1 protein-coding gene is annotated in these 1,214 nt (G+C 30.1%); it reads left to right on the plus strand.

The genetic code is table 11. The annotated features are described in order from the left end of the window. Positions 1–105 precede the first annotated feature (105 nt). Positions 106–1,026, plus strand: coding sequence for an ABC transporter permease (locus ABT112_RS35270; protein ID WP_003130505.1), 921 nt, complete (start codon positions 106–108; stop codon positions 1,024–1,026). The last annotated feature ends 188 nt before the right edge of the window (positions 1,027–1,214 follow it).

The raw sequence follows: 1,214 nt of genomic DNA on the forward strand, positions 1-1,214 counted from the left end.
TAACAGGTCATCAATTTGAGTTTTATGAAGAGATTATTGATGATTTATATGTGATAAAAAATAAAAAAATTTTAAAGGTGGATAAAGGAGGTTTGAAAAAAATTTATGAAAGTAACTTTAATTAAAGAACTTTTCTATCTTACCAAATCCAAAATTTATCTAGTAATTTCTGGAATAATAATCGGTTTATTGATTTTAGGCACATTCCAAGCAAGCCTTAATTTAAAAGGAGCTGAGAGTCTTTTTGTGGAGGACAAACAATCAGATATTAATTTTCAAAAAAATATCCATAAAGATTATTCTATTTCTAATAATGGCAATCAATCTATACTTAATAATGCCACTCGCTATGATTATGAGCAATTAAATCAAGCCAACCAAGCAATCAGTTTTGTGGGATTTCCACAATTCATATTTAAATCTTATGGTATGACAATTATTTCTTTACTTGCTGGTTTCTTTGGAGTACTTGTTGCAAACTATGATTATAAATTTGGAACCTTCAAAAGGAGACTTGGGCAACAGAGTTGGAAGATAATTTTATTAGGAAAATCTGTTGGATTAGTTGTATCATTAATTGTAATGTATTTGCTTATTTTTAGTTTGGCAGCTTGTTCTGGTGAAATTTTACACTTATTCTTTAAGTCTGAAAATGCTGGAGAATATGGGCAATCATTGTATCCCCTTATTAATTCAGATAGTTTTTATTTACTATTTTTTAGCTTTATGATTGGATTAGCATTAGCAATGATGTGTTTTGCGTTAACTTTAGCCAGTAAACGAGCAAACCTGATAGGGAGTGCTTTTATGATTTATTTATTTATCTTACCAAATACTGGTTGCTTCGATTGGAGTAATATGACATTAAATATTTTTGCACCATTTGGTAATCATCTAGGTGTGCCACCTCTTTCAATGACCCAAATCTCTCCTTTATTTATTTTAGTGCTATTTGTGACTTATCTTTTAATTATTCTTACTGGAGGAATGTTGATATTTTTTAAGCATACACGCTATAATATATAAGAAAAGTTACTGACAGAACTCTCATTTTAATCTGAACTAGAAATTATAGATTCAATAAATAAAAAAATCACTGACAGAAATTTTATCAGTGACTTTTTATTTTTTTATATCTTGTCAGTAAAAATACGGCTTCACACAGCTGTTGGTGGTGAAGTCGGCAGAGGCGGCCTCCAGCAAAGCGCTGGCGG

This window comes from Streptomyces sp. NPDC002055 (assembly GCF_040296705.1).
Classification (GTDB): domain Bacteria; phylum Actinomycetota; class Actinomycetes; order Streptomycetales; family Streptomycetaceae; genus Streptomyces.